The 17415-nt window shown below is 71.4% G+C and carries 17 protein-coding genes; 14 read left to right on the top strand and 3 right to left on the bottom strand.

Annotated elements, in window-relative coordinates:
- Window positions 1-12: 12 nt before the first annotated feature.
- Together CA983_RS25415 and CA983_RS25410 are read right to left on the bottom strand one after the other, a co-directional pair.
- The gene (locus CA983_RS25415; RefSeq protein WP_086603190.1) at window positions 13-435 is read right to left on the bottom strand and encodes a hypothetical protein; all 423 of its coding nucleotides are present in this window, start codon (window positions 433-435) and stop codon (window positions 13-15) included.
- Window positions 432-1013, bottom strand: a complete 582-nt coding sequence (locus tag CA983_RS25410; protein WP_143645554.1) for a DUF6415 family natural product biosynthesis protein — start codon at window positions 1011-1013, stop codon at window positions 432-434. Before CA983_RS25410 ends, CA983_RS25415 begins: the two co-directional genes overlap by 4 nt.
- Window positions 1014-1238: 225 nt before the next feature.
- Between CA983_RS25410 and CA983_RS25405 the strand changes: the two genes are divergently transcribed.
- The 3 genes from CA983_RS25405 to CA983_RS25395 are packed head-to-tail and all read left to right on the top strand — an operon-like array spanning window position 1239 to window position 2887.
- Window positions 1239-1505: a hypothetical protein gene (locus tag CA983_RS25405; protein ID WP_086603188.1), complete on the top strand. Its 267-nt coding sequence runs from the start codon at window positions 1239-1241 to the stop codon at window positions 1503-1505.
- Window positions 1471-2004 (top strand): DUF6879 family protein, encoded by a 534-nt coding sequence (locus tag CA983_RS25400; protein ID WP_086603187.1) that lies wholly within the window; start codon window positions 1471-1473, stop codon window positions 2002-2004. The genes CA983_RS25405 and CA983_RS25400 overlap by 35 nt, the downstream gene beginning before the upstream one ends.
- A gap of 28 nt (window positions 2005-2032) precedes the next feature.
- Entirely contained in the window at window positions 2033-2887 is an 855-nt protein-coding gene (locus tag CA983_RS25395) for a helix-turn-helix domain-containing protein (protein ID WP_086603186.1), read from the top strand.
- A 15-nt stretch (window positions 2888-2902) separates the two neighbouring features.
- On the opposite strand, the gene CA983_RS25390 is transcribed toward CA983_RS25395, so the two are convergent.
- Window positions 2903-3415, bottom strand: a complete 513-nt coding sequence (locus CA983_RS25390) for a hypothetical protein (RefSeq protein WP_086603185.1) — start codon at window positions 3413-3415, stop codon at window positions 2903-2905.
- Between the two features lie 323 nt (window positions 3416-3738).
- Between CA983_RS25390 and CA983_RS25385 the strand changes: the two genes are divergently transcribed.
- The 11 genes from CA983_RS25385 (at window position 3739) to CA983_RS25345 (ending at window position 17327) form a co-directional block, all read left to right on the top strand.
- Window positions 3739-5427 (top strand): alpha/beta hydrolase, encoded by a 1689-nt coding sequence (locus CA983_RS25385; RefSeq protein ID WP_086603184.1) that lies wholly within the window; start codon window positions 3739-3741, stop codon window positions 5425-5427.
- A 227-nt stretch (window positions 5428-5654) separates the two neighbouring features.
- A complete protein-coding gene (locus CA983_RS25380; RefSeq protein WP_483027223.1) occupies window positions 5655-7058 on the top strand; it encodes a glycoside hydrolase family 97 N-terminal domain-containing protein in 1404 nt (467 codons plus the stop codon).
- Window positions 7059-7121: 63 nt separating this feature from the next.
- Window positions 7122-7637, top strand: a complete 516-nt coding sequence (locus CA983_RS49815) for a glycoside hydrolase family 97 C-terminal domain-containing protein (protein ID WP_483027222.1) — start codon at window positions 7122-7124, stop codon at window positions 7635-7637.
- A 111-nt stretch (window positions 7638-7748) separates the two neighbouring features.
- On the top strand, window positions 7749-9953 hold the full coding sequence (locus tag CA983_RS25375; RefSeq protein WP_086603183.1) for an MMPL family transporter: 2205 nt from the start codon (window positions 7749-7751) through the stop codon (window positions 9951-9953).
- A gap of 5 nt (window positions 9954-9958) precedes the next feature.
- The gene (locus CA983_RS25370; protein ID WP_208637033.1) at window positions 9959-11146 is read left to right on the top strand and encodes a sensor histidine kinase; all 1188 of its coding nucleotides are present in this window, start codon (window positions 9959-9961) and stop codon (window positions 11144-11146) included.
- Window positions 11143-11799, top strand: coding sequence for a response regulator (locus CA983_RS25365; RefSeq protein WP_086603182.1), 657 nt, complete (start codon window positions 11143-11145; stop codon window positions 11797-11799). The genes CA983_RS25370 and CA983_RS25365 overlap by 4 nt, the downstream gene beginning before the upstream one ends.
- 530 nt (window positions 11800-12329) lie before the next feature.
- Window positions 12330-12452, top strand: a complete 123-nt coding sequence (locus tag CA983_RS48945) for a hypothetical protein (RefSeq protein ID WP_276327084.1) — start codon at window positions 12330-12332, stop codon at window positions 12450-12452.
- Window positions 12453-12539: 87 nt separating this feature from the next.
- A complete protein-coding gene (locus CA983_RS25360; protein WP_143645553.1) occupies window positions 12540-15638 on the top strand; it encodes a hypothetical protein in 3099 nt (1032 codons plus the stop codon).
- Window positions 15639-15796: 158 nt separating this feature from the next.
- Entirely contained in the window at window positions 15797-16201 is a 405-nt protein-coding gene (locus CA983_RS25355) for a Tat pathway signal sequence domain protein (RefSeq protein WP_086603180.1), read from the top strand.
- A complete protein-coding gene (locus CA983_RS25350) occupies window positions 16198-16839 on the top strand; it encodes a class F sortase (protein WP_086603179.1) in 642 nt (213 codons plus the stop codon). Before CA983_RS25355 ends, CA983_RS25350 begins: the two co-directional genes overlap by 4 nt.
- The gene (locus CA983_RS25345; protein ID WP_059420328.1) at window positions 16836-17327 is read left to right on the top strand and encodes an RNA polymerase sigma factor; all 492 of its coding nucleotides are present in this window, start codon (window positions 16836-16838) and stop codon (window positions 17325-17327) included. The genes CA983_RS25350 and CA983_RS25345 overlap by 4 nt, the downstream gene beginning before the upstream one ends.
- The last annotated feature ends 88 nt before the right edge of the window (window positions 17328-17415 follow it).

The raw sequence follows: 17415 nt of genomic DNA, 5'->3' as shown, positions 1-17415 counted from the left end.
GTCCTGAGGGGGCTACATACGTGTGCCGACAGCGATCGTGTCGTTGCCCGCGAGCCGCAGGAACGCCCGCAGGATGATCGGCAGGCGGCGTTCGTCGAGGTCCTGCACGGCAGCGATGGTGGTGAGCCCGATGCCCACCATCGACAGGACAAGGCCGAGGAACGAACGCTGCCCCTCGTCGAGTCCGAGCGTGTACTGGCGCCCCGACAGCCCCTCGAAGTGGGCCGTCGGACCGTGATCCGTGTCGACGATGAGGGCGTACCGTACGGCGGTCGCCTTCAGGATCGTCCGCTCCTCGACCAGCGCCCGGACGGCTGCCCGGTCGAGGGGTGATGTGGCAGTGCGCACCAGTTGCTCGCACAGATCCTGGAACTCGGCGTCGTCGGATTCGGTGTCGGTGTCGGTCGTCACGATCTCGGTCTCGTTGTTGATCACGCCGGTGCCTCCACAGGGAGTCGGTGTCCGACACGAGCCCGACCCCGAGACCGAGCTTCCCGGTACTGGTCGTGCAGCCGATCGTGGGTCTCGCAGGCAAGGCCGAGGTTCACGCCCTCGTCGTCCATGGCCCGGCAGGTCGGGCACGTCACACAGTGGTCCGCCCAGTGCACGAACGCGGTTTGTTCGGGCGTCTCGGCCACTCCCGCGCTGACGATCTCGTAGTGGTCGCAGAGAGTGCCCAGGATGCGGGCGAGCCTACGGGCGTACATCACGCTGCCGCCCAGCCAGCCGAAGCTCGGTTGGGATGCGCGGAGCCTGCGGCGCGCTTCTCCGACGCAGACCAAGGCGCCATAGCGGGTCGGGCTGTTGTTCGGCAGCCACCCGGCTGCCTGCTCGACCTCGGGCATCAGCAGTTGGAGATGGCCGCGCAACGTGGCGATGAGTGTGTCCACCTCCTCATCGGGCGGAAGGGCGTCGGGTCCGGAGTTCGGGCCCAGAACCAGCTGCGCCGTCTCGCGCAATGTGGCGAGGTCCGGCGGATCCTCGGCACCCGTCGTCGGGGTGGTAGCGCCCATGGTGTCGATGCTCCTCACAGCGTGGGCCACGCCCCGGGCTCCACCTCCCAGGGCTTTCGTACCGCCAGACGCTAGGAGGGCGATGTACCGCTCCTCTAGGACTGTGCATATCTGTGCAGCACAGCTCACTCCTTCGAATGATGGGTGCCCATGTGCCTTGACCGCGGTCTGGGCCAGTGTTCATCGTGTTGCACCGCTCTGCACATCTCAGAGACGGAGGCAGCCGTGCCGCTACTGTTCATCGGTATCGACCCGAACACCGGAGATCACGAATCACCTACCGTCTGGGTTGACGAGGAAAGGCAAGAACTCGTCTTCCAGGGATGGAAGCCATCGCCTGAACTCGAAGCGGAGGTAGCCGCGTTCGAATTGCCAGGCCACGCGGTCGGCATTCCCGAGAATGAGGCCGTGGTCCGTATCCCCGCCAGGATGGTGCCGATGATCAGGGAGGCGTGCGATGTCGCCGAGCGTGCCGCCGCCCGCGTTCACTGACCTGCTCGCCGGTGCCACCCGTTCCGCCGTCCACCTCGAGATGCGGGATGCGTACGCCGTCGACTACGAGTCCGGACCGTTCGCCGAGTGGCGCCGTGGACACCGGCACGATCCTGCCGATCGAGCCTCCTGGTGGCGGCCCTGGCTCGGCCTGGTCGAGGAGACGGTCGCGCGCGGCGTCGTGATCCGCCGGGCTCGGATCGTGTCGGAACCGGTCAGCGAGTACACCCGGTTCCTGCACAGCTTCACCTTCACCAACGTCGCCGCGGGTGAGCTCGTGCGCTGGCTCCCTCGGCGCCGGGCCTCCGAACTCGCGCTGCCGGGCAACGACTTCTGGCTGTTCGACGACCGCACGATCTATTGGAACCACTTCACCGGCGACGGCGTATCCGCCGGCGGAGAGGTCTCCGAGGATCCGGGGGCCTTGAAGCTGTGTGCCGGGGCCTTCGAGTCCGTGTGGTCACGCGCCGTCCCGCACGACCAGTACGAGATCCACTGACACAGCAACCCACCGGACAGGCCAGCTCATGCCCATCTCTCCCTCGTCGTCCGCCCAGGCCGCGCGCGAGGTAGTCGCCCGGCGGCTGCGCGACCTGCGCAAGACGGCAGGGCTGACGGTCACTGAGCTGGCTGTTCGGTGCAACTGGCATCACGCCAAGACCTCTCGGATCGAAAACGCGCGCACGGCGCCCACCGTCACAGACATCCGAAAGTGGTGCACGGCGTGCGACGCTGTCGACCAGGCCGAGAGCCTCATCGGCCAGTCCCTCCACGCCGAGTCCATGTACACCGAGTGGCGGACCCAAGTACGCGCCGGGCTCAAGGCCTTGCAGGGCAGCGAGCCCCGGCTCTTCCAGGACACGGAGCTGTTCCGGGTCTACTCCTCGACGCTGGTGCCCGGCCTGCTCCAGACCGAGGGATACGCCGCAGGGATCCTCGGGATCAGCGCCCGCTTCCGGGATGTCCCCGTTGACGACAGTGCCGAAGCCGCACGCGCCCGCGTCGAGCGTTCCCGTGTCATCCACGAGCCGGGGCACCGCTTCGTGTTCGTCATCGAGGAGGACGCCCTACGGCACCGGGTCTGCGGCACCGACGAGATGGCGGCACAACTGGGATACCTGCTCACTGCGGGAGCATTGCCCCAGGTGTCCCTCGGCATCATCCCCATGTCCGCGCCCGACCGGGCCCAGTGGCCGCGCGAGACCTTCCACGTCTACGACGACCGGCTGGTGTCCGTCGAACTCGTCTCGGCCAGATTGAAGATCGCCCAGCCCGCTGAGGTCACCATGTACCTTCGCGCCTTCGAGCAACTCCGTGGTGACGCCGTGTACGGAGCGAAGGCCCGGACATTGATCGTCCGGGCCATCGACGCCCTGCACTGATCCTGCAGCGCGAGGTCAGCCGTACAACGCCACCCGCGGCTCCACCGTCCCCCCGGCCTCCGGATCAAGGACGGTCACCCGGTACCGCTCCGCGAGCGTCTCCCCCGCCCCCAGCACCCGCTCCGCGCCCACAAGGTCCGTGAACAACGTCCCCGTCTGGCTGCCCAGCGGCACGGCCACCCAGCAGCCATGCCCCGTGCGCCGTTCGACCTTGATGTCCGACGGTGCCAGGAACGGCCCGATGTCCGGGGACGTCACCAGGAGTTGGGGGGCGACGGTCGTGGGTGCCGGCGTGGTGTTGCGATAGGTGACGGTGAACTCCTGGGGGGCATCGGCCCGCAGGGGGCTCGTGGGCAGGTTCACGAAGTCGGTGGGTATGGCGGCGTCCTGCGCCTGGGAAGACGTCACGGTCACCGCGGGAGTGACCGCCGGCGTGGCCGCGAGGGCGGGTCCCGCCGTGGCCAGGCCGGTGACGGCGACGACGGCGGCAAGGAGGGCGACTCTGATACGACTGTACTTCGACGACACGTCGGTTGTCCTTCGGTGGGGGGAGGGATTCGCTGGGGTGAACTGGTCGGCCGGACCATGGCCTTGGCCGAATATGGCCTCAGGCTACGCAGCGGATCCTAGGCAGCGACCCGGCCCCCGCGGATCGGCCGATCGGCCGAGGCACCCCGCATCGCCACCGCCTACTCTCCACCGTTCCGAAAGTGAACGGCACGGCAACTACCGGCGGGTATCGGAGAGATCGCGTGGAAGTAGGCCCACAAGACCGACCTCCTTCCCCTCCCACCTCCGAGTGAGCTAGAAACTTCAACGACCCAGCCACACCACAGGGTGCCCGACGGCTCATGCGTCGCACCCGAGGGGGAAACACCACAGTGAACGAGCAAGCTCATGGACCGAGACGGTCCGGCACCCGCGTGCGCAGACGCCTCCCGCGTCTGAGGATCGCCCTCGCCGCCGCCGTCTCCTTCGCTCTCGCCGGAACCGCCGCCCAGGCGATAGCCGCCCAGCCCGACGGGAGCGCCGGGCAGCCGCCCGTGCCGTCCCTGTCCTGGTCCGACTGCCAGGGCGGCTTCGAGTGCGCGAACGCCGACGTGCCGTTGGACTACCGCGACCCGCAGGGCAGGACCATCACCCTGGCGGTCATCCGCAAGAAGGCCCCGGACCAGGCCAAGAAGAAGGGCACCCTCTTCCTCCAGCCCGGCGGGCCCGGCAACTCCGGCGTGGACTTCGTCCGCAACAACTACGCCGGCCTGCCCGCCGCGATGCGTGACTCCTTCGACGTCTTCGGGTACGACGTCCGCGGCGTCGGGCGCAGTTCTGCGGTCACGTGCTGGGACGACCCGACGTACACCCAGGCCATCAGAGCCGCCAAGGGCGTCCCCGGCCCGGACGCCTACGAGCCCGCCGTGCGCCAGGCCGCCGCGTTCGGCCAGGCCTGCCTGGACAACGCGGGCGATCTGGTGCCGTACGTGGGCACCGAGTACGTCGCCCGCGACATCGACCTGCTGCGTCAGGCCCTCGGTGAGAATCAACTGACGTACTACGGGCGGTCGTTCGGCAGTTACATCGGCACGGTCTACGCCGCCCTGTTCCCCGAGCGGGTGCGTGCGCTCGCGCTGGACGGCGCCTACGACCCCGAGCGCTACGCGAACCGGCCCTACGCCTACGACCGGCCGCAGTACCTGGCCCTGGACGGCGCGATGAGCCGCTTCCTCGACTGGTGCAAGGCGGACCAGGACACGTGCGGGTTCGGTGACGGCGACCCCCGGGGCGCGTTCGAGAAGCTCAAGGCCGACCTCGACGCCAACCCCGTGCCGACCGCGAACGGCGGGCAGGCGAACGGCTACACCCTCGTCTACCGCCTGATGTTCAACATCAACGAGGGCAAGGTCATCTGGCCCTCCCTCGGCGGGGCCCTGCGCAAGGCGCAGCAGCGCGACAACACCTCGTTCCTGCTGCGGCCGCCGTCCCCGGCCAGCTATGACTTCCTCAACCCGAACGTGGCCGTCGAGTGCGTCGACAAGGACTACCCGCGTGACCCGGCCCTGCTGAAGCGGCAGGTCACCAGGAACGCCGAGCTGGCGCCGCTGCTGGGCCCGGCCATGGCGTACGGCCCGCCGACCTACGACCACCAGCACGCCACCACCTGCGTCCAGTGGTCCGGCGAGAAGCCCAGCCGCTACGGCGGTTCCTTCCGGGCGAAGGGCTCCGCGCCGATCCTCGTGCTCGGCACGACCGGCGACCCGGACACCCCGTACCGGGACGCGGTGGCCCTGTCCCGGCAGCTCGACAACGGCCGGCTGCTCACCTTCAAGGCCGAGGGCCACACCGCCTTCGGGCGCAGCGCCTGCGCGACGGACGCCGTCACGAGCTACCTGGTGGACCTGAAGGTCCCGGCGCGTGGCACGACCTGCGCGGACGAGACCCAGCCGCCGTCCGCCACGCCGAAGGTGGCCCCGCCGGGCACGACCCTCGGCGAGCTCCGCAACGGTGTGAACGAGCGCCTGGACCGCCTCGGCACCCTGCGCTGACCGACTGGACCGCCTCGGCTCCCTGCGCTGACCGACCGACTGCACCACGGCACCCCGGGGGCCGGGCCGCATCAGGCCCGGCACCCGGGGTGCTCGCGTATCCCGAAGCGGTTCCCGCGGTTCCTCCCTCTTGACCCCACCTTGCACAGGCACGTACAACTGCACTCGCCACTCGTAGAAAACGGTTACTACCGCTTACTGCCCACGACTGGGGAAGGTCCCTCACCATGAGAGCTTCGGGAGAACGGGAAGAGCCCGCCGCGGTCGGAACGGCCGGTCACCCGACGGCCGCCTCACGCCGGGTCGTGCTCAAAGGCGCCGCCGTCACCGCCGGGCTGGCCGCGGCCGGGATCGCCACGGCCGGCCCGGCCCGCGCTGCGGACGACCCGCCGGGCCGCGCGGAGAGCGTCACCGCGCGCATGGGCGGCACCTCCATCACCCTGTCCCTGGTGGACGGCGCGCTGCGCTGGTCCGCCCGCCGCGACGCCCGGACGGTGATCGGCACCTCGGCCCTGGGCCTCAGGCTCGGCGACGGCACCGTCCTCGGCGGTGACGTCAGGGTGACCGGAAAGCGGTACGGCACCCACCGCACCACCTGGACCCCGGTCCACGGCCGCAACGCGACCGTCACCGACCACTACCAGGAGCAGCGCTGGGACCTGGAGGACCGGGCCTCGGGCATCCGCTTCGGCGTCCAGGTCCGCGCGTACAAGACCGGCGTCGCCCTGCGCTACCTCCTGCTCGACGAGGGCACCGCCACCGTCGCCGACGAGCTGACGACGTTCGTCTTCCCCGACGGCACCACCGTCTACAGCGCCCGCGACGAGAACGCCTACGAGCCGGTCGCGCCGGGCTCCATACCCGTCACCGGCACGGCCGGCACCGACAACGGCCCGCTCACCGACCTCCCCCTCACCGCCACCCTCACGAGCGGGCTCATCGCCTGCGTCTGCGAGTCCTCGCGCATCGACTACCCGCGGCTGATGCTCGGTTCGGTCGCCGGCGAGCCCCACACCCTCTCCGCCTTCCTGATGGAGCACACCGCCCGCGGCACCGGCCCGGTGGAGACGGCCTCCACCGTCACCACGCCCTTCGCCACGCCCTGGCGCGCGGTGGTGATCGGGGCCACCCACGCCGAACTCGTCGACAACGCCGAGCTGGTGCTCAACCTGGCCCCGCCGAACGCCCTCCCCGACACCTCCTGGATCAAGCCGGGCAAGGTCTTCCGCTGCGAGCTCTCCACCGCCGCCGGGCTGGCGGGCGTCGACTTCGCCGTGGCCCGGGGGATCGAGTACATCGAGTACGACGCCGGCTGGTACGGCCCGGAGTTCACCACCACCGACGCGACCAAGCCCATCGCCGCCATCGACCTGCCGTCGGTCATCTCGTACGCCACGAGCAAGGGCATCGGCCTCTTCCTCTACGTCAACCGGCTCGCGCTGACCGACGCGGACTCCCTCTTCGCCCTCTACAAGAGCTGGGGCGTGCAGGGCATCAAGCTCGGCTTCATCAACGACGGCACCCAGTCGATGACGAACCAGATCATCGACTGGGCGAAGACGGCCGCCAAGTACGAGCTGCTGATCGACATGCACGACGACGTCCGGCCGTTCGGCTACGAGCGGACGTAGCCGAACTGGATCAGCCTGGAGGGCGTACGCGGCAACGAGCAGTTCCCGACCGCCACGCACAACGTGACCCTGCTGTTCGCGCGCAACATCGGCGGCCCGATGGACTACACGATCTGCTACGGCCAGTCGCGCAACAAGACGACCAACGCGCACCAGATGGCGATGGCCGCGATCTACTACCAGCCCCTCAACTTCCTCTTCTGGTACGACAAGCCGTCCAAGTACGCCAACCCGGCGAGCTGGCCCGGCCTTCCCTGGTTCAACGCGATCCCCGTGACCTGGGACGAGAGCCGCACCCTGGCCGGCTCGATCGGCGAGTACATCGCGGTCGCCCGCCGGGGCGGCGCCACCTGGTACCTGGGTGCGATGACCAACGAGTCGTCCAGGACGCTGTCCCTGCCCCTGTCCTTCCTCGGCAGCGGCACCTACACGGCGACGGTCTACGCCGACGGCACCCCGGGCACCAGCCCGTTCCGGACCCCGGTCGTGGTCAGCACCCGGACCGTCACCGCCGCCGACACGCTCGACGTGGCCATGGCGCCGGCGGGCGGCCAGGCCGTCGTCCTGACGCCGAGCTGATCGAGGAGCGGGTGGGGTTATCCCCAGGGCCCGGGTCCACCGGCCGGTGGACGGCAGGTTCAACCGAGTACCTCTGTCCGTCAACTGCCCAGCTCAGCCAGCATTTTGGGCATGAACTCATTATCTGTGCGCGTGGCGCGCTGGAGTGCGCGGCACCCCTGGCGGGCGATCGTCGGCTGGCTGGTGTTCGTGGCGCTGTGCCTGGGGGTCGGCAGTGCCGTCGGCACGAACAGTGCCAAGACGGCGGACTACCGGGTCGGCGAGGCCGGCCGCGCCGAGGCCCTGGCGGCCGAGGCGCATCTGGAGCGCAGGGCCGCCGAGCAGGTGCTGATCTCCTCCCGTTCGGGCGGTGCCCTCGACGAGGGCGCCGCCCGGGCCGCCGCGGACGATCTGACCGAGCGGATGCGGCGCCTGCCCGAAGTGGCCGGTGTGGCCGACCCGTTGCTGTCCGAGGACCGGCGCATCCTCATGGTCGAGGTGGCACTGAAGGGCGAGGAGCGGGACGCGAAGGACAAGGTCGACGCGCTCGTGGCGCAGACCTCGGCGGTGCAGAAGAGCCACCCCGGGGTGCTGCTGGAGGAGACCGGAAGTCCCTCCGTCAGCAAGGGGGTCGACCAGCAGCGCAGCGACGACCTGGCCCTGTCCGAGGCGATCACCCTTCCGGTCACCCTGCTCACGCTGATGGTGGTGTTCGGGTCGGTGACCATGGCCGGGGTGCCGTTGCTGCTGGCGCTGACGTCGATCGCGGCGGCGGTCGGGCTGTCCATGGGCGTCTCGCACGTGTCGCCCGACGCCGGGGTCGGCACGAACGTCATCCTGATGATCGGCCTCGCGGTCGGCGTCGACTACACGCTGTTCTACCTCAAGCGCGAACGGGAGGAACGGGCCCGCTCCGGCGGGCGGCTCTCCTCCGAGGCGCTGGTGGAGCTGGCCGCCGCGACCTCGGGCCGGGCCGTCGTGGTCTCCGGGCTCGCGGTGGTCGCCTCGACGGCGACGCTGTACCTGGCCTCCGACGTGATCTTCTCCTCCCTCGCGACCGGCACCATCGTGGTCGTCCTGGTCGCGGTGGCCAGTTCGCTGACGGCCCTGCCCGCGCTGCTCGTCAAGCTGGGGCGGCGGGCGGAACGCCGGGCGCTGCGGCGGGCGGAGCGCGGAAAGCCGGCGCGGCGGGTACGAGGCGGCACCGGTGGCGGCCGGGTGTGGAGTGCTCTGCTGCGGCCCGCCGCCCGGCACCCCCTCGCCACCCTGTGCGTCTCGGTCGTCGCGCTCCTCGCCCTCGTGGTCCCGCTGGCCGGACTGAAGATCACGGAGATGAGCCGGGACACGCACTCCCGCGACATCCCCGCGATGCGGGTCTACGACCGGCTCAACCAGGCGTTCCCTCAGCAGCGGGTGACCCACCAGGTCGTCGTGCGTGCCGAGGCCTCGCGGTCGCCGGAGGTCGGCGGCGCCCTGCGGGAGGTGGCCCGGCGGGCCGCGGCCGATCCGCTGTTCACCGATGCCTCGCGCATCCGGTCCTCCGCCGACGGGCGCACCAGCACCCTCGAACTGAAGGTGCCGTACCTCGGCAACTCCGACGAGGCGTACGACTCCCTGGACCGGCTCCGGGACGACTTCCTGCCCGCGACCGTCGGCCGCATCACCGGCGCCGAGTACGGCGTGTCCGGGGACGTCGCCCGCTACGCCGACTATCCCGCCCACCAGAACGGCAAACTGCCCTTGGTGCTGGGCGCGTTGCTGCTGGTGACGTTCGCGATGACCGTGTACGCCTTCCGTTCGGTGGTGCTCGGACTGCTCGGCGTCGGCCTGAACCTGCTGTCCGCCGCTGCGGCGCTCGGGCTGCTCGTGCTGGTCTTCCAGGGGACGTGGGCCGAGGGGCTGCTGGACTTCCGGTCCACCGGGTCGATCGGGTCGCGCGTGCCGCTGTTCCTCTTCGTGATCCTCTTCGGTCTGTCGATGGACTACCAGGTGTTCGTGGTGAGCCGGATCCGGGAGGCGGTGCTCTCGGGCGTGCCCACGCGGCAGGCCGTGCTGGACGGGATCCGTTCCTCGGCGAGCGTGGTGACCAGCGCGGCGGTGGTGATGACGACCGTGTTCGCGAGCTTCGTCTTCCTGCACATCATCGAGATGAAGCAGATGGGCTTCGTCCTGGCGGCGGCCGTGCTGATCGACGCGTTCGTGGTCCGGGTCATGGTGCTGCCTGCGGCCATGCTGCTGCTGGGGGAGTCGAGTTGGTGGCCCTCGCGGCCGGGGCGCCGGGCGACGGCCGCTCCGGAGAAAAGGTCGGCCTCCCGCCCGGCGGTCGACGTACGTTGATCGGTATGACCGCTCTCGCCGGGTCCACCCCCGACGCCTTCTGGGCCACGTCGCTGCGCCGCTGGAACACGGTGTGCTGGCTGCTGTTCGCCGTGATGGCCGTCGGGCTGGTCGCCATCGACCGGCCCGGCGGGAGCAAGTACGCGGCGCTGGCGCTGCTGGGCGGGGTCGTGCTGTCGTACGCGGTCCTGGACCGCTTCCCGTCCAATCCCGTCGTACGGCCGCACGTCTATCTGTCGGTGCTGGTGGTCGCCCTGGGCGGGCTGGCGTATCTGCGGGGCAACTACGCGGCGCTGTTCATGGTGACGCTGCCGCACTACTGGCTGTTCGGGCGGACGCCGAGGGCCTCGATGGCGTTCCTGGGGCTCGCCACGGCCGCCACCGCGGCCGGGAGCGTGCTGCGGCAGGGCTGGTCGGTGGAGTTCTTCACCGTGACGCTCGTGTCCACGCTGATCGTCGTCGCCGTGGGGGTGCTGATCGGGCTGTGGGCGCATTCGGTGGTCGGGCAGAGCGCCGAACGGGCCCGGCTGATCACCGAACTGGAGCAGGCTCAGGCCGAGTTGTCCGAGGCGCACCAGCGGCAGGGCGCGGCGGACGAACGGGAGCGGATGGCGCGGGAGATCCACGACACCCTCGCCCAGGGCTTCGCCTCGATCATCGTGCTCGCCGAGGCGGCCCGGGCGGGACTCGACTCCGACCCGGCGCGCAGTGCCCAGCAGTTGCGGTCGATCGAGTCGACGGCCCGGGAGAACCTCGCCGAGGCCCGGGAACTGGTCGGCTCACCCCAGCGCCCCGGCCAGGCGGCCGCCGGTTCGGTGGCGCAGACCCTCCGCCGGACCCTTGACCGTTTCGCGGAGGACACCGGCCTCACCGTCGACGCCGACCTGGCGGACCTGGAGTGCGACCAGCAGACCCGGATCGCGCTGCTGCGCTGCACCCAGGAGTCCCTGGCCAACGTGCGCAAGCACGCCCGCGCCTCGACGGTCGGTGTGGTCCTGGCCCGGCAGCCGTACGGCGTGGAGCTGGAAATCACCGACGACGGGACCGGGTTCGTCGTGGAGTCGTCGTCGGGCTTCGGCCTGGACGGCATGCGCAAACGGCTGGCGGAGCTGGGCGGGAGACTGACGGTGACGAGTTCGCTGGGCGACGGGACGCGGGTGCTGGCGCTGATACCAGTGGGGGTGTCCGAGTGACCTCAGGACCGCTCCGCGTCATCGTGGTGGACGACCACACCGTCATGCGGGCCGGGGTGGTGGCCCTCCTCGCCTCCGAGACCGGCATCGAGATCGTCGGCGAGGCGGGCGACGGCCGCGCGGCCCTGGGCCTCGTCGAGCGCCACGATCCCGATGTCGCCCTGGTCGACCTGCGGATGCCGGTGCTGGACGGAGTGGCCACGACCACCGAGATCGTGCGGCGCTTCCCCCGCACCCGGGTGCTGATCCTGACGACGTACGACACCGACGCGGAGATCGAGCGCGCGGTCGAGGCCGGGGCGATCGGCTACCTCCTCAAGGACACCACCCGTGAGCAACTGGCCGACGCGATCCACGCGGCGGCGCGCGGGGAGACGGTGCTGGCGCCCCGGGTGGCCGAACGGCTGGTCGCCCGCATGCGCCAGCCCGCCCAGATCCCGCTCACCGCCCGGGAGGCCGACGTCCTGAACGCGGTCGCGGACGGCCTGACCAACGCCGAGATCGGCCGCCGCCTCGTCATCGCCGAGGCCACGGTGAAGACACATCTGCTCCGGCTGTTCGCCAAGCTCGACGTCAACGACCGCACGAGGGCGGTGGTGGTGGCGATGGAACGGGGGCTGTTGCACAGGCCGTCCGGCACGGAGGGCGCCTGACACTCAGGGTTCCTCCTCCTGGCCGGATGGCCGTGCGGCAATAAGCGTCGGCGGGGCGCCGCGTAGCAGTGACCAGCAGGTCACCACGACCGACCGCGGCCGAGGTCGTGGCAATGCGGGCCCCGAGTCCGCCCGCCAACGCGCCCCCAGGCCTGCGGCGAGCGCGGTCACCACCCCGTTGTCGCCCCCGGACGGCAGCCCGAGCACGAGCCCCACCTCGGCTCCGTCGCCGACGAAGACGTGGGAATCCAGCCGACGCCCGTGCTCGGCCGGCGGGCCCGCACGAAGGCCCCGGACATACGCACTCCACGGCATCACGGCTGGGGGAGCGGGCCTCGACCCCACCTGGGGTATCTCCCTGTCGGGGCAGGGTAGTTCACCATCCTCGCCGGGCAGACGCCGCTGGTGCGCGGTCCCGCCGTGTGATCGTCGCCTTCTCGTCTCAACTCGTCCACGGCCCTTTCATGTCCGCGAAAGTAGGTCGTGGCCGGTCACTCGCCGGCCGGATCTGCCGAGACGGGAGACCTGCCATGCCCCGACGCCCGCTGAACCGCCGTGAGCGACTGACCCTGATGGGAATTCTCCTGGGCAGCCTCGTGTCCGCCGTCGCCGGAGCGGCCACCAGCGAGACCTTCAAGGTGTTGCTGTCCTGAACCGTCCGGCTCGCGCGCACGCCCCACGCCGTCGCCGAATCCGTGACTGTCCGGGCGGCGGCGGTTTTCCTAGGCAAGGATGCTTCGATGACCGGTCACACGAGCGGCTCCCGGCAAGGGAGCCAGCGGCGGATTCCGCAGCCCCTGGGCGTGACGCCGGCCCCGCTGCGCGACTTGAAGGACTACATATACCTGCTCTATGTGGAGGCCGGGGCGCCGCCGACCCACCGTATGGCGGCCGACATCGGGCACGACGACGTGTTCCCCGGCAGCCCCTCGAAGGCCACCGTCCATCGGATCATCGGCTCCAGGGAACTCCCCACCGGGCAGGAGGACGTCGTCTCCGTCGCCCTCCTGCTCGCGCGCGAGACGGGCAGGGACCCGGTCGAGGTGGAGACCCGGGTACGGCGGATGTGGGTGGCCGCTCATCTCGCGCAGCCGCTGGGGATCCCCGTGTTCGACATCGACCCGTTCGCCCTGGAGGTGCACCGGGCGATCAGCGTGCCGGGCGAGAGGCCGCTGCCCAGGCTGCCCGCCTACGTCCAGAGGGACCACGACACGGAACTGGGAGCCCTCGTCGACCGGGCGATCGCAGGTGAGAGCCTGATCGTCACGCTGGTCGGTGAGTCCTCGACCGGGAAGACCCGTGCCTGCTGGGAGGCCCTGCGGCGGCTGCCGTCGGGGTGGCGCGTATGGCACCCGTTCGATCCGAGCCGTCCGGACGCCGCGCTCGTGCACCTCGCGGAGGTGGGCCCGCAGACGGTGATCTGGCTGAACGAGGCCCAGCACTACCTCCTCGCCCCGGACACGAAGACCGCCGAGGGCATCGCCGCCGGCCTGCGCTCGGCCCTCACCGACCGGCGCCGCAGCCCGATCCTGGTCCTCGCCACCGTCTGGCCGCGCTTCTGGGAACCCCTGACCTCGCCCCCGGCCACGGGGGACGACGACCGCTTCGAACAGCAGCGCAAGCTCCTCACCGACCTCGGCCGGTGTATCGCCGTGCCCAAGACGTTCTCGGAGAGCGACCTTCGGCAGGCACGTCGCAAGGCGCACGACGACCCGCGTCTCGCCAGCGCCCTGGCGGGAGCGGCCGACGGGCAGATCACGCAGTTCCTCGCCGGTGTCCCGGAACTCATGCGGCGCTACCTGTGCGCGCCGCCGGCGGAACAGGCCCTGGTCCACGCCGCCATGGACTACCGCAGGCTCGGGCACGGCCCCGTACTCCCCCATGAGCTCCTCGTCGAAGCCGCCGAAGGCTATCTGAAGGACCATGAGCTGGCCCTGCGCGGTAGCGGCTGGCTGGACAAGGCCCTGGCGTACTGCGCCATGCCGTGCCACGGGGTGCCCGGACCGCTGACACCCGTCGCGTCCCGCGGCGATGTGCTCGCGGGCGGGGCCTTCCGGCTGGCGGACTACCTCGAACAGCACGGCCGCCTGGAGCGCCGGCTCGAGTGCCCTCCGGCCTCCTTCTGGAACGCGGCGGTTCGTCACAGCCTCGGCACGGACGACACCGTCGAGCTGGCCAGGGCCGCGCAGCGCAGGGGGCGCCTGCGGGTCGCGGCGGCGCTCTACGAGCGGGCCCTGCGGGCCGGGAACACCGATGTGCGGCCCGAACTGGCCGGGCTCGCCGAGGGAGTGGGAGACACGACCATGGCGAAGCAGTTCTACGAGGCCGCGTGGCGGGACGATCACCTGGCACGCTGGGAGCTCGTACGGCTGCGCGAGATCAAGGGCGAACCGGGCAGGGCCGAGGAACTGGCCCATGAGGCCGCCAACCAGGGCGACAGCACGTCGCTGACCCGGCTGGCCCGGCTCCGGCAGGAGGCCGGCGACGAGGAGGGGGCGCAGCGGCTGACGAGGAACGCCGCGGCCCGGGGCAAGATCAGGACGTTCGCGGGACTGGCCCGGTCCAGGGAGGAGGTGGGCGACCGGGCGGAGGCGGAGTCCCTCGCGTTTCTGGCCCTGGCCCAGACGGGCAGCACGTACGCCCTTTCCGAGCTGGCGGGCATGCGGGAGAAGGCGGGAGACGGCGCGGCGGCGGAGCGTCTGGTGCTGGCGGCGGCCGAGCGGGGCAAGGCGCGTCCCGCGATCAGGCTGGCCTGCATGCGGTGGCAGGCCAGGGACCGGCAGGGCGCGGCGCGGGCCCTCGATCTCGCCGCCGCTTCGGGCAGCATCTTCGCCCTGACCGAGCTCGCCCGCCTGAAGCAGAAGTGGGGGGACCACGACGGGGCGGAGCAGTTCCTGCGCACGGCCGTGAGCCGGGGCAGCATGTTCGCCCTGACCGAGCTGGCCCGGCTGCGGGACAAGGCCGGGGACCGGCAGGCCGCGCTGCGGCTGTACCGCAGCGCGGCCGAGCGGGGAAGCACGGACGCGCTGGCCCACCTCGCCCTGCTGAAGGAGGAGGAGGGGGCCAGTGAGGAAGCCGAACGCATGGCGTGCGGCGCCGCGGACGGAGGCAGCACGTTCGCGCTGCTCGAACTGTCGTGGCTGCGCGAGCAGACCAGCGACCGCCAGGGCGCCGAGCGCCTGGCACACACCGCGTACCGTGCGGGCAACTCGGGGGCGCTCGTGCTGCTGGCGCGGTCTCGGGAGAAGGCCGGGGACAAGGACGGCGCCGAGAGTCTCGTCCTCCAGGCGGCCCGCTCCGGCGACAGCCGGGTGCTCAACGAGTTCGTCCTGCGCAGGGAGAAGACCGGTGACAGCGCGGGAGCCGAATGCCTCGCCACGGCCGGAGGCGGCAAGGTGGTGCTGCAACTCGCCTGGATCTGGGAGTCGGACGGCAGGAAGACGGAGGCGGAGCGGCTCTACCAGCACGCGGCCGATCAGGGACAGACACAGGCGCTGCGGGAACTGGCCCGCCTGAAGCACCAGGCCGGCGATCACGACGCGGCGGAGGAGTACGCCCGGGCCGCGGCCTGCGCCGGGCACGTGGCGGCACTGTGCGAACTGGCGTGCATGTGCACCGAGAAGGGCCTGCCGGCCGATGCCGACCGCCTCCACAGAGCTGCCCTCGACGCGGGATACGGTGGCGCGCTGACCCACCTGGCGGAATTACGCGCCCGGACGGATCCACGCTGGGAGGACCTCCCCCGCTACGGCCTCACCGCGGACGGTGACCTGTCGGGCCCCTGGCACTTCGAGTCATCCGGGAGGCCGGCGTCCGGGCTCAGGGGTCAGGCTCCGTGAGCTGCTCACGGGCCGGCCGAGCCGATGTCCCTGGTGCGACCGCACGATCGGACTTTGCCATCTCTTTACAACCCGCCCCCCGGCCGCCTCGTCTCTCCGCACGACCCGTCACCCACCCCGCCGTTCACCGAGCGGGACCGACGAAGGAGAGCGTTCCCATGCGCCGAACCGTCCTCACCGCCCTGGCCCTCGCGGGCACCGCCGTACTCCTGGGCACGGGGCCCGCGTTCGCGAGCGAGACGGCGACCCCGAGCCCGGCCCCGACGGCCGCCGAGTCCACCCCCGAGCCGGAGGAGAGCACCGAACCGGCGGCCAGTGCCGAGCCGACCCGCGCCCCGGCCGACGCCAACCCGGCCCCGGACGACGAGCCGACCCGGGCACCGGCCGAGGACCAGGTCTCCGTCGTACCGAGCGGCGCGCCCGACACCGGCGTGACGTCGGCGTCTTCAGCCTCCGACTCCGGCTTCGGCGGTACGGCGGCCGGCGCGGGCGCCGCCGCGGTGCTCGCCGTGGGCGGCGGGACGGTCCTCGTCGTGCGGCGTCGCCGGGCGACCGGGGCATGACCACGTTCTCCAGGCGCGCGTTCACGACGGCGGCGCTGGCGTCGCTGCTCACGGCATGCGGAGGCCAGGGGTCGGATCGGCCGACACCGGACGCCGGAACCACCGCACCACGGCCGCAGTCCTCCCCTCGGCCGGGACCGGCCGAGGGGGCGCGCCCCCTGGCCCGTTCGGTCCCGGTCCGGCTACTGGTCCCGGCCATCGGTGTCGACACCCCGGTCATCCGGCTGGGCCTGGCCCCGGACGGCACGGTGCGGGTGCCGCCGGTCACGGCGGACGACCGGGCGGGCTGGTACCGGCACTCGCCGACGCCGGGCCAGACCGGCCCATCGGTGATCCTCGGGCACGTCTCGGTCGGCACGTACGGCGACGGCGTCTTCCGTCACCTCGCCCGGCTGCGCCGCGGCGACCGGATCGTGGCGCGCCTGGAGAACGGCACGGCGGTGGAGTTCGCCGTCACGGCGGTACGGACCGTCCCCAGAACCCACTTCCCGGTGGACGACGTCTACGGGAACGTGGCCCGCCCGGAGCTGCGGCTGATCACGTGCGGCGGAGCGCGGACCGGCGACGGATACGCGGACAACGTGATCGTGTTCGCGGCGCTGAGCGGCGCCGAGTCCCCCACCCCTGGAGAGCGTTGAAACGGTCCCGTGAGAAGGCCGCGTCCGAGCTGTTCGCCGCCCTCTACCCGCGCCTGGCCGGCTGGTGCCGCCGGCTCGTCGACGACGACGAGACGGCCCACGAGATCGCCTCGGAGGCGTTCACCCGGCTCTGGGCCCGCTGGACGTCCGTGGCGGAACCCCGCGGTTTCCTCTACGTCACCGCGGCCAACCTCGTCCGGGACCACTGGCGCAAACTGGAGCGCGAGCGCAGGGCCATGCACCGCGTCACCTCGGAGGCGGCCGTACGGCCCCACCCCGAGCAGGCCGACCCGTCGGTGCGCCTGCTCGTGCAGTCGCTCCCGGAACGACTCCGCGTCCCGATCCTCCTCCACTACTACGCTGACATGCCGATCCGGGAGGTGTCCGTGCTGACCGGGCGCAAGGAAGGAACCGTCAAGGCCGACCTGCACGCGGCCCGGGAACTGCTCCGCGTCCACCTGAGGAGAAGCCTTGACCACACGTCTTGACGACGATCCGGACGACCGGGAGTCCGGCCCCGACGACCCGCTCGCCGTGATCCTGCGGCCCTCCTCCCCCGACTACCTGGGCGCGCCC

It is taken from the genome of Streptomyces swartbergensis, assembly GCF_002148965.1.
GTDB classification, from domain to species: Bacteria; Actinomycetota; Actinomycetes; order Streptomycetales; family Streptomycetaceae; genus Streptomyces; species Streptomyces swartbergensis.
Note: the sequence above shows the minus strand (reverse complement) of the source record. Positions and strands in the feature narration are given on the sequence as shown.

Coding starts and splice junctions, on each gene's coding strand:
- CA983_RS25350 (WP_086603179.1), top strand. CDS start 16,198: ATGACCACGTTCTCCAGGCGCGCGTTCACGACGGCGGCGCTGGCGTCG.
- CA983_RS25400 (WP_086603187.1), top strand. CDS start 1,471: ATGTCGCCGAGCGTGCCGCCGCCCGCGTTCACTGACCTGCTCGCCGGT.
- CA983_RS25395 (WP_086603186.1), top strand. CDS start 2,033: ATGCCCATCTCTCCCTCGTCGTCCGCCCAGGCCGCGCGCGAGGTAGTC.
- CA983_RS25370 (WP_208637033.1), top strand. CDS start 9,959: ATGACCGCTCTCGCCGGGTCCACCCCCGACGCCTTCTGGGCCACGTCG.
- CA983_RS25360 (WP_143645553.1), top strand. CDS start 12,540: ATGACCGGTCACACGAGCGGCTCCCGGCAAGGGAGCCAGCGGCGGATT.
- CA983_RS25355 (WP_086603180.1), top strand. CDS start 15,797: ATGCGCCGAACCGTCCTCACCGCCCTGGCCCTCGCGGGCACCGCCGTA.
- CA983_RS25410 (WP_143645554.1), bottom strand. CDS start 1,013: ATGGGCGCTACCACCCCGACGACGGGTGCCGAGGATCCGCCGGACCTC.
- CA983_RS25380 (WP_483027223.1), top strand. CDS start 5,655: ATGAGAGCTTCGGGAGAACGGGAAGAGCCCGCCGCGGTCGGAACGGCC.
- CA983_RS25375 (WP_086603183.1), top strand. CDS start 7,749: ATGAACTCATTATCTGTGCGCGTGGCGCGCTGGAGTGCGCGGCACCCC.
- CA983_RS48945 (WP_276327084.1), top strand. CDS start 12,330: ATGCCCCGACGCCCGCTGAACCGCCGTGAGCGACTGACCCTGATGGGA.
- CA983_RS25385 (WP_086603184.1), top strand. CDS start 3,739: ATGCGTCGCACCCGAGGGGGAAACACCACAGTGAACGAGCAAGCTCAT.